The organism is Fretibacterium fastidiosum (assembly GCF_000210715.1).
Taxonomy (GTDB): domain Bacteria; phylum Synergistota; class Synergistia; order Synergistales; family Aminobacteriaceae; genus Fretibacterium; species Fretibacterium fastidiosum.
Window position 1 is genome coordinate 431,619 of record NC_021038.1, and the last position, 9,916, is coordinate 441,534.

The 9,916-nt window shown below is 63.6% G+C and carries 8 protein-coding genes; 7 read left to right on the forward strand and 1 reads right to left on the reverse strand.

The window, feature by feature from the left end; all coding sequences use genetic code 11:
* Positions 1–80: 80 nt before the first annotated feature.
* The 7 genes from SY1_RS01890 (at position 81) to SY1_RS01920 (ending at position 7,750) form a co-directional block, all read left to right on the forward strand.
* A complete protein-coding gene (locus SY1_RS01890) occupies positions 81–1,727 on the forward strand; it encodes a peptide ABC transporter substrate-binding protein (protein ID WP_015555997.1) in 1,647 nt (548 codons plus the stop codon).
* A 39-nt stretch (positions 1,728–1,766) separates the two neighbouring features.
* The gene (locus SY1_RS01895; protein ID WP_015555998.1) at positions 1,767–3,323 is read left to right on the forward strand and encodes an AbgT family transporter; all 1,557 of its coding nucleotides are present in this window, start codon (positions 1,767–1,769) and stop codon (positions 3,321–3,323) included.
* A gap of 201 nt (positions 3,324–3,524) precedes the next feature.
* Positions 3,525–3,710: a hypothetical protein gene (locus tag SY1_RS01900; protein ID WP_015555999.1), complete on the forward strand. Its 186-nt coding sequence runs from the start codon at positions 3,525–3,527 to the stop codon at positions 3,708–3,710.
* 25 nt (positions 3,711–3,735) lie between these two features.
* The gene (locus SY1_RS01905) at positions 3,736–4,677 is read left to right on the forward strand and encodes an ABC transporter permease (protein ID WP_015556000.1); all 942 of its coding nucleotides are present in this window, start codon (positions 3,736–3,738) and stop codon (positions 4,675–4,677) included.
* Positions 4,677–5,633, forward strand: coding sequence for an ABC transporter permease (locus tag SY1_RS01910; RefSeq protein WP_015556001.1), 957 nt, complete (start codon positions 4,677–4,679; stop codon positions 5,631–5,633). Before SY1_RS01905 ends, SY1_RS01910 begins: the two co-directional genes overlap by 1 nt.
* A 36-nt stretch (positions 5,634–5,669) precedes the next feature.
* The gene (locus SY1_RS01915) at positions 5,670–6,761 is read left to right on the forward strand and encodes an ABC transporter ATP-binding protein (protein ID WP_208872577.1); all 1,092 of its coding nucleotides are present in this window, start codon (positions 5,670–5,672) and stop codon (positions 6,759–6,761) included.
* Positions 6,758–7,750, forward strand: a complete 993-nt coding sequence (locus SY1_RS01920; RefSeq protein ID WP_015556002.1) for an ABC transporter ATP-binding protein — start codon at positions 6,758–6,760, stop codon at positions 7,748–7,750. The genes SY1_RS01915 and SY1_RS01920 overlap by 4 nt, the downstream gene beginning before the upstream one ends.
* Before the next feature lie 49 nt (positions 7,751–7,799).
* Here SY1_RS01920 and SY1_RS01925 read toward each other — a convergent pair whose 3' ends face one another.
* Entirely contained in the window at positions 7,800–9,443 is a 1,644-nt protein-coding gene (locus SY1_RS01925) for a hypothetical protein (protein ID WP_015556003.1), read from the reverse strand.
* Positions 9,444–9,916 lie beyond the last annotated feature (473 nt).

Below are 9,916 nucleotides of genomic sequence, written 5' to 3' on the forward strand. Positions count from 1 at the left end.
GGGTTATCCAGGAGAAGATGTGTTGAGGGCAACCCGTAACCCGGGGCTTTCGAAAGGTCTGAAAAACGAAGGGAGCTGTAATGATGAAATACAGAGTGAAACGCATGACCGTAAGTTCGAGCGCCGCGTGGGCGCTGTCGTTCTGCCTCGTCCTGTCGTCGGTCTTTGCCGGCACGGCCTGGGCCGGGGAGCCTCAGGTGCTCCGCATTCCCATCGACGAGGAGCCGGACTCCTTCAACGTGGCCCGCGTCTCCGACTACTACTCCGCCATGGTGGCCTCCCAGGTCATTGAGGGGCTGACCGGCATCGTCGTCCGGGACGGACGCGAGGTCGCCGTGCCCGCCTGCGCGGAGTCCTGGGAGACGAGCGAGGACGGCCTGACCTGGACGTTTCGCCTGCGGGAGATGAAGTGGGCCGACGGCGAGCCGCTTCGGGCTTCGGACTTCGTCTACGGCATCTCCCGCGTCCTCGACCCCGCGACCGCGTCCCCCATCTCCGGGAAGGTCCGGTTCATCAAGAACGCGGGCGACGTCCTACTGGGCAAAAAACAGCCCTCCGAGCTAGGGCTGGAGGCCCCTGATGACCGGACGTTCGTGGTTCGCCTGGAGCACCCGGTCCCCTACCTGCTGCAGAGCGCTGCGGGCACAGCCATGTTCCCCGCGCGCCGCGACGTCGTGGAGAAGTTCGGGGACGCCTACGGGACGGACGCGGACAAGGTCGTGGGCTGCGGCCCCTTCAACCTTGCGGACTGGGTTCACAACAGCTCCATCGCCTTCGTCAAGAACCCTCTCTACTGGGATGCGGACAACGTGAAGCTGGACCGACTGGAGATGAAGGTCGTCGCCGAGGAGTCGGCCAAGGTGGGCGACTTCGAGAACGGCGGGCTGGACCTCGTCTCCATCTACTCCGTCGAGTGGGCGAAGAAGCTGGACGAGAAGGGCGGATACGTCAAGAACGTCGTCGCCATGCCCGAAACCAAGTACGTCTTCTTCAATCAGACGGTTCCGCCCTTCTCCAGCCCGAAGGTGCGCCTGGCGTTCAGCCTCGCCCTCGACCGGGAGGAGATCTACAGGGACGTCAGCCTGGGGTTGGATCCGGCCGCCTGGGGCTGGCTGCCGCCGGCCATGGGTCTGGACGGAGAGAACTTCCGAAAACTGGCGGGGGACCCCATTAAGGACTTGGCCGCGGCCCATCCCGACCCCAGGGCGCTTCTGGCCGAAGGCCTGAAGGAGCTGGGGATGAGCGAGGCCCCTGAGGGGCTGAAGATCGTCCTCATGTGCCACAACGCCACGCGGGACTTCGCGGAGTACCTCCAGCAGGCCTATAAGACGAGGCTGGGCGTCGACCTGGAGCTCGACCCCGTGGAGTGGCCCGTCTTTCAGGAGCGCAACCGCAACCTGGACTACCAGATGGGCTACAAGTCCTACTACGCGGACTTCAACGACCCCTCATCCATGATGGACCTGTGGATCACGGGCACCCGGACCATTCCCACGGGATGGTCGAACGAGAGGTACGACGCCCTGGTCCGGGAAGCGGGGCAGAGCGCGGACAAGGCGCTGAGGGCGAAGGACTACGCGGAGGCGGAGCGCATCCTGCTGGAGGAGGGGACGATCGCCCCCTACGCCTATTCCACCGGCTTCGACTACGTCCATCCCTACGTGAAGGGGTACGCCGCCCCCACCTTCACCGCGATGCTCTACAAGACCGTCTCCGTCGAGAGATGACGCTTTACAGGGGCTGGAGAACGCAGGGAGGTTTTTTGCATGAAAGAGACGGGACGGGCGCAAAAAAAGTGGACTTTGCGTGCGATGGACGCTGTTGAAAGGGCAGGGAATGCCTTACCGGACCCCGCTCTGCTCTTCGTTATCCTGACGGCGCTCACGATAGCGGCGTCGTACTTTACTGCAAAATCGGGAGTCTCGGTCAGCTACGAGGGCGTCAACAGCGCGACGGGAACGATCGAAACCATTCACGCGCAGGCCTATAATCTGCTCTCTCTCGAGGGGTTCCACTATATGGTCACCAGCGTGATCAAAAATTTCACGGGCTTTTTCCCCCTGGGAACGGTCTTTACCATCATCCTTGGCGTCAGCGTGTGTGAGGGGACGGGAATGCTCAACGCCCTGCTCCGCAAACTCGTCTCCAAGACGCCGAAAGCGCTTATCTCCGCCATGATCGTCTTTCTGGGGGTCATGTCGAACGTGGCTTCCTCTACGGGATACGTGGTGCTCGTTCCACTGGGAGCTGTCACTTTCATCGCTTGCAATCGACATCCCATTGCGGGCTTGGCTGCAGCCTATGCCGGCGTTTCCGGCGGCTGGACAGCCAATCTGCTCCTGGGGAGCAACGACCCGCTTTACGCGGGCATGTCGACTCAGGCGGCAAACATCCTGAACCCCGACTACGTAGTGCAGCCCACGGGAAACTGGTACTTCATGGTGGCATCGACGGTATTGGTCGTCCTGATCGGGACCTGGGTCACGGACCATATCGTAGAACCCCACCTCCCTCTTTACCAGCCGGAGGAGGACGCGCGCGTCCAGGACTTGACGCTGGATGAAAAAAAGGGAATGCGTGCTGCCGGCTTCGCTGCTCTGATCTATGTCGTCGTCATGCTGTTGTTGATCGTCCCCTCCGGAGGCTTACTGAGAAATCCGACAACCGGCCAGGTGCTGGGTTCGCCCTTCATGAGCGGGATCATCTTTTTTATGATGTTGCTGTTCCTCATTCCAGGAGTTGCCTATGGCGTGGCCTCAGGCAAGATCAAGTCCAGCCGGGACCTCACGAATCTCATGTCAACGGGCATCGCCGGGATATCGAGCTTTTTGGTCCTGCTCTTCTTCGCCGCGCAGTTTACGTTCTTCTTCAACAAATCCAACCTGGGCATCATTATCTCGGTCAAGGGTGCCCACTTTTTGGAAAGCGTCGGCCTGGTCGGTCTGCCGTTGCTTTGGGTTTTTATCCTCGTCACGGCTTTCATCAATTTGCTCATCCCCGTGGACACTGCCAAATGGGCGATGATGGCGCCGATCTTCGTCCCCATGTTCATGCACCTGGGGTATGCGCCGGAGCTGACTCAGCTGGTGTTCCGCATCGGTGATTCCGCTACGAACATTATCACGCCCCTGATGCCCTTCTTCGTGATGATCGTGGCCTACTTCCAAAAATATGACAAGAAGGCCGGCATTGGTTCGGTGCTTTCGACCATGTTGCCCTATTCGATTGCCCTGCTGGTCGGCTGGATACTGATGCTGAGCCTCTGGTTCGTCTTGAAATTGCCGATCGGCCCTGGCGCACCGCTGTTTTACGGAAATATTTAGGAAGTGGTCCTACCTAATGGAAAGGCGGCGACGAATTTTAGCGGAGGTGCAGAAGGCCGGACTCGATAGAGGTCCTCACCTTCAGGACTCCTCATTGTCTTGCTGCGGAACAGCGCTGAGATAACGGGATTTGACCTCTTTTCAGCCAATTGCCTGCGGTCCGCTGTGTCTGCCGAACCGCTTGGAAGGAGACGGAAAACGATGAAAAAAAGGTTGACCATCGCATTGGCGTCCGTGCTTTACCTGTGGATCATGAACGCCCTGACCGTAAACTGGCTTGGCGAGCCCTGCAGCGCCGGCTTCGACTGCGTCCATCCTCGCGTGAAGGGGTACGCCGCGCCCACCTTCACCGCGATGCTCTACAAGACCGTCTCTGTCGAGAAGTAGCGCCGGGGGACAACAGGATTTATAGATGACTCGCTTCGTCCTCAAACGACTGATCTACGCGCTCGTCGCCCTGTTCGTGGCGTCGAGCGCCACCTTTTTCATCATCCACTCCGTGCCGGGCAACCCCATCGAGGCCATGACCGAGAAGCTGCCCGAATCCCTGCGCAGGCAGACCTTCGAGCGCTACGGCTTCGACAGGCCGCTCTTGGAGCAGTACGGGCTCTTCTGGAAGCGGCTGCTGACGGAGGGGGACCTCGGCGAGTCGCTGCGCTACCGGGGGCGGAGCGTCGGGGACATCCTCGCCCGCTACGCCCCCGTGTCCGGGGTGCTGGGCCTGACGTCCATCCTGTGGGGGGCTGGGCTGGGCGTCGCGCTGGGAGTCGTGGCGGCGCTTCACCGCGGAAAGGCTCTGGACTACGCCGTCATGCTCCTGGCGATCCTGGGGGTGTCCGTCCCCAACTTCGTGCTGGCCTCCCTGTTCCAGTACTTTCTGGCCGTGCGGCTGGGCTGGTTCCCCGTCACGGGGTGGGGAGGCTTCGCCCACGTGGTGCTTCCGGCCCTGGCCCTGTCCTTCTACTCCACGGCGCAGTACGCCCGCTTCATGCGCGCCAGTTGCCTGGACGTCCTGAGCCAGGACTACATCTTGGCCGCCCGGGCCAGGGGCATGAGCCGCTTTCACCTGGTCCGCAGGCACGTGCTGCGCAACGCCGTCCTTCCCATCGTGACCCTGCTGGGGCCCCAGATCGCCCTGATGTTCGGCGGGGCCTTCGTGGTGGAGCGCCTCTTCTCCGTGCCCGGGTTGGGGTTCTACTTCGTCTCGTCGGTGGGGGACCGGGACTACACCCTGATCATGGGGCAGACGGTCTTTCTGTCGGCCCTCTACATCCTGTCGATACTGGCCGTGGACCTCCTCTACGGCTTTCTGGACCCCCGAATCCGCTTCGCGCGCGACGGAGGGGCCTCGTGATGGAGCCGCGTCCCAACTGGTGCCCCGCTGAGGCGGGGGACGGCGAAGGGTTCTGCCCGGAGGACTTTCGCTTCGTCGAACGACCCGACGAGGCGCCCTTCGCCTCGAGGCCCTCCGTGAACTATTGGCAGGACGCCTGGCGCCGGCTGAAGCGGAACCGGGCAGCCCTCCTGTCCGCTGCTCTCCTGGCCTTTGTCGCGGCGCTCTGCGTCCTGGGGCCGGCGCTGACGCCCTACGGGCACGAGGCGCTGAACATGGCCGAGAAGAACCTGGGGCCCTCCGCGGCCCACTGGTTCGGCACGGACAAGATGGGGCGCGACCTCTTCACCCGCGTTGCCGTGGGGGGCCGGGTCTCGCTGATCGTCGCGCTGGTCGGCGCGCTGATCGACATCCTGGTGGGCCTGCTCTACGGCGGGGTGGCCGCGGGACTGGGCGGTGCCGTCGACAACGCGATGATGCGCCTGGCGGACGTCTTGTCGAGCATCCCCTACCTGGTCCTGGCGGTCCTGGTCTCCCTGATCCTGGGCCGCGGGATGGCGAGCCTGCTGATCGCGATGACCCTGACGGGCTGGTGCAATATGGCCTACCTGGTCCGGGGGCAGGTCCTCCAGATCAGGGAGCAGGAGTTTGTCCTGACGGCCCGGGCCCTGGGGACCTCGCCGTGGCGGATACTCTGGAAGCACCTGATCCCCAACATCATGGGCGTCATGATCGTGGCAGTCACCTTCGACATCCCCCTCTTCATCTTTGGTGAGGCCTTCCTGTCCTACATCGGGTTGGGCATCCAGCCCCCCATGACCAGCTGGGGCGCGCTGGCGTCGGGCGCGCAGCAGCAGATGCTCTTCTACCCCTGGCAGCTCTTCTTCCCCACGCTCTTCATCAGCCTGACCATGCTCTCCTTCCAGATGCTGGGCGACGGGCTCCGCGACGCGCTGGACCCGCGCGCGAGGGACTGAGCCGTGGTCGGCGCAAACGAAAAAACGATGGTCGAGATGGATGAGCGAGCCGTGGACGGAAAGGTCATCGAGGTTCGGGACCTGGACGTGTACCTGAAGGTCCGCGACGGGCGCCTCCACGTCGTCCGGGGCGTCTCCTTCGACCTGCGCGCCGGTGAGACGCTGGTGACGGTGGGGGAGTCGGGCTGCGGAAAGTCCATGACGGCGCGGGCCCTGATGCGCCTTCTGCCGGACGACGTGGCCGAAGTCCCGGAAAGCTCCCGCATCCTCTACCTGGGGCAGGACCTCCTGGGAAAGACGGAGCGGGAGATGCAGCGCGTCCGGGGCCGATGCCTGGCGATGGTCTTTCAGGACCCGTCGACCTCGCTGGACCCGACCCTGACGATCGGCGAGCAGGTGGAGGAGCCCCTGCTGCTCCACACGAAGCTGCGGGGCCCGGAGAGGCGGCTTCGGGTGCTCGAGATGCTGCACGCCGTGGGGATATCCAGCCCGGAGACGCGCGTGAGACAGTACCCTCACGAGCTGTCGGGCGGGATGCGCCAGCGCGTCATGATCGCCTCGGCCCTGGTCGGGATGCCCCGCGTCCTGATCGCGGACGAGCCCACGACGGCCCTCGACGTGACCACCCAGGCCGACATCCTGGACCTGATCCGGGAGCTGCAGCGGAGATTCGATCTCTCGGTCCTGCTGGTCACCCACGACCTGGGCGTCGCGTCGGAGGTCGGGGACCGAATTCAGGTGATGTACGCGGGCGAGATACTGGAGAGCGCTCCCAAGCGTGAGCTGCTCCGCAAGCCCGCCCACCCCTACACCTGGGCGCTGCTGCGCTCCGTGCCGTGTCCGGGAGGATCGGGCCGCTCCACGCTCTACTCCCTGTCCGGGACGCCGCCCGACCTGCTGGAGGCGCCGGGCGGGCGGCGGGGCTGTCCTTTCGCGCCGCGCTGCGACTACTGCATGGAGGTCTGCACCCGCGCTGCGCCGCCTGAGTTTCTGCTTCCGTCTTCGGGGTCCGCTCTGGAGGCGGGGCACCGGGTGCGGTGCTGGCTTCGCCATCCCATGGCGCCCCACGTCGCCGTGCCGGAGGGGATACGGTGTCCCAAGGCCGGACGGAAGGAGGGGGCGGCATGACACAGACGACCCGGGGGCGCGTCCCGCTGCTGCGCGTGGAGCGCCTCTGCCGGTACTTCCGGCTGCCCGGAGGACGGACTCTCAAAGCGGTGGACGACGTCAGTTTTGAGGTCTTCCGCGGGGAGACCCTGGGGCTCGTCGGGGAGTCCGGGTGCGGCAAGAGTACGCTGGGCCGAACGGTCCTGGGGCTGCACCCCGCGACGTCCGGCTCCGTGCTCTTCGACGGGCTGGACGTCCACGCCGCAAGGGGAGCCGATCGGCTGCGCTTCAAGAAGCGGGCGCAGATCGTGCTGCAGAACCCCTACGCCTCCCTGAACCCCCGGATGACCGTCGGGGACATCGTGGCCGAGGGGCTGGACGCCCACCGCCTGTGCCGGGACAAAGAAGAGCGCGAGGAGCGGGTCTGCCGCCTCCTCACGCGGATGGGGCTGAGGCCGGAGTTTCGCTCCCGCTACCCCCACGAGTTCTCCGGGGGGCAGTGCCAGCGCATCGGCATCGCGCGGGCTCTGGCCGTAGAGCCGGAGTTTCTGGTCTGCGACGAGCCGATCTCGGCGCTGGACGTCTCCATCCAGGCCCAGATCGTCAACCTCCTGGTGGACCTGCGGGAGGACCTGGGGCTGACGTCCCTCTTCATCGCCCACGACCTGGCCGTGGTGCGCCACATCTCGGACCGCGTCGGGGTCCTGTACCTTGGAGCGCTGGTGGAGCTGGCCGAAACGGACCGGCTCTACGGAGAGCCCCTTCACCCGTACACAAGGGCCCTGCTGTCCTCCATCCCGGACGTGGACCCGGACAACCCCATGAACGCCCGTCGAGTGCGCCTGAAGGGAGAGGTGGGGAGCCCCATCGACTTTCAATGCGGCTGCCGTTTCGCCCCGCGCTGTCCGCAGGCCGAGGAACGGTGCCGGCAGTTTCGGCCCGAGCTCCGCGAGGTGTCGCCGGGCCACCTCGTGGCGTGCCACAGGGAGGAGCCCTTCGCAGGATATTAGGGAAGCACTGATTAAATCAGCGCTCCCTGGTCTTCAGGACCTTCGAAAGTCAGTAGCTCACACGGTAGGGGCCCACCAGGCTGTTGAAGAGCAGGTCCCCGTTGGGCAGAAACTGCAGGATGGCGTAGGCGCCGTTGCCATAGTTGCTCTTGCCGAAGATCGTGCGGTGCACGGTGGCGCCGGTGTCCCAGTCCATGCCCGTGAGCTCCCAGCCCTGCGCTCCGTAGCCGCTGACCAAGGCCATGTTGCCGTTCCGACAGTGGACGGGGATCATGCTGGTGGAGGATACGTCGGATCGTCTCCAGACTGACGCCCAGCGATGTTCCTTCGGGTCCCAGCGGAAGCGCTCTACCCCCCGGGAAGAGGGATACACGGGGCCCAGGGTGGCTGCGCCCAAAATCTTGGGCAGCCGCGCCATGGTGTCGGACTCCAGGGGCAGGTTGTTGACCACAAAGGCGCCGTAGCCGCTGACCACCACGGACTGCTCGGACTGAATCCACGTAGGGAGCTGGCTGTAGCCGCAAGTCACAGGGATCTGACCGGCGATCCGGCGTGACTGAGTGCCGTCCTGCTGCACGAAGTCCTGGGGTATCTCGTCGCGCCAGAAGGCCACCAGATTCATCCTCCGAGAGCCGTCGGTGATGACCACCAGCCTGTCGGCGTTCTTGCCGAACCCCATCAGCGTCGGCGTGGAGCCGGAACCGGGCTCAAACTTTACGATGGGAGGAACAGCGTCCTCCGGGGCGTCGTAGGGGGAAGACCAAGCGCCGTCGGCCTCTGCGTCCGAGAGCCGGCTTCCGGTCCACACCAGTTTGTGCATCCTCTTGTTGGTCACCACGTAGATGCCTCCCTTCTCGTCCACGGCCAGGGAGTTGCTGGTGTGCTCTCCGGGGAAGAGGATCGTCTGGGCGGAGGCTGCGTCCAGGGTGCGATTCAGCACGGAGACGCCATTCTCGAAGTTGAGGATGATGTGTCCGTCGTAGGTCATATTCAGGCCATAAAGCACCGCTCTGGCCCCGGCTCCCTGGATGGCGTCCGCCGCGTCTGCGATGCTGTGGCGCACCTCGATGCCCGCCGCGGGATTTGCGGCGTCCTTTAGAGCGAAAGCGTAGACGCCGTAACCGTAGGTGGCGTAGAGGACATTGTCCTTGTCCACCACAGAGTAGACGCCGTTGGCCAGCCGGGCGTTGTATTTCGCGCCGTAGTTCGTCACGAAAACCTGGTGTATGTCCCGGGAGGTCTTGCCCTCAAAGCTCATCTCCCCGATGGTCTTGTGCGCCCCCGGCGCCACGGGACCCATGTCCGGAGAGAGGTAGGCCGGGGCGTCGAGCCGAGCCACCTCTGCCCACTGCTTTTCGGCGGCGTTGATGTAGGCGACGCGGTCGCTCCCCACGCCCCACATGAAGCGGGGAGAAGTGGAGGCCAGGGTGATGATGTTAACCGGTCCGCCATAGGAGATGGGCTGCCGCACTGGGTCAATGGTAAAGGAGCCCTTTGGGGGACCGTAGGGGGTGGAGTCGCTCTGGGCAGGGTCAAAGTGCGTGGTGCCATAGAGCGGAGCTGAGAGGTAAGGGTTGGGCGCGGGCCCCGAGATCCCCTGCTCCTCAGAGTCTCCGCCTCCGCACCCCGCCGACGCCAGCACCCCATACGCCAGCACAAAAAAAAGCAATCCCTTCAGCTGCATCGTCTTCATCGTGCCATCTCCTATTCAAGCCCAAGAATACACCACTATTCAAGAACACATCACGTTCAAGAATACGCCAATACGGACGCAGGTCGAGACATCTTGAACGTCTTCATTATAATACGCCTCCAAGATAACGCCACTATAACGCTAATATAAGGGAAGCGCTGATTAATCTTCAAAAGTTGTTGAAAGCAATCAAGGAACATCAATAAAGGGTATCCTTCAGCGCTTCCCTAAAATTTTAAAATGGGGCTACGCCCCAAGCCCCACGCGCTTCGCGCGGCCTGATGAAGTTTCATACGCTGAAGGGAGCCCATACGGTTGACAGTTCTCAACGACTTAATCAGTGTTTTCTAAGGAAACACTGATTTAATCCCTGAACCCCCGGATGACCGTCGGGGACATCGTGGCCGAGGGGCTGGACGCCCACCGCCTGTGCCGGGATAAAGAAGATCGACTTTCAGTGCGGCTGCCGTTCG

Bases quoted from the DNA above. Each gene is read 5' to 3' on its own strand.
- SY1_RS01890 (WP_015555997.1), top strand. From the start codon at position 81: ATGATGAAATACAGAGTGAAACGCATGACCGTAAGTTCGAGCGCCGCG.
- SY1_RS01895 (WP_015555998.1), top strand. From the start codon at position 1,767: ATGAAAGAGACGGGACGGGCGCAAAAAAAGTGGACTTTGCGTGCGATG.
- SY1_RS01900 (WP_015555999.1), top strand. From the start codon at position 3,525: ATGAAAAAAAGGTTGACCATCGCATTGGCGTCCGTGCTTTACCTGTGG.
- SY1_RS01905 (WP_015556000.1), top strand. From the start codon at position 3,736: ATGACTCGCTTCGTCCTCAAACGACTGATCTACGCGCTCGTCGCCCTG.
- SY1_RS01910 (WP_015556001.1), top strand. From the start codon at position 4,677: ATGGAGCCGCGTCCCAACTGGTGCCCCGCTGAGGCGGGGGACGGCGAA.
- SY1_RS01915 (WP_208872577.1), top strand. From the start codon at position 5,670: ATGGATGAGCGAGCCGTGGACGGAAAGGTCATCGAGGTTCGGGACCTG.
- SY1_RS01920 (WP_015556002.1), top strand. From the start codon at position 6,758: ATGACACAGACGACCCGGGGGCGCGTCCCGCTGCTGCGCGTGGAGCGC.
- SY1_RS01925 (WP_015556003.1), bottom strand. From the start codon at position 9,443: ATGAAGACGATGCAGCTGAAGGGATTGCTTTTTTTTGTGCTGGCGTAT.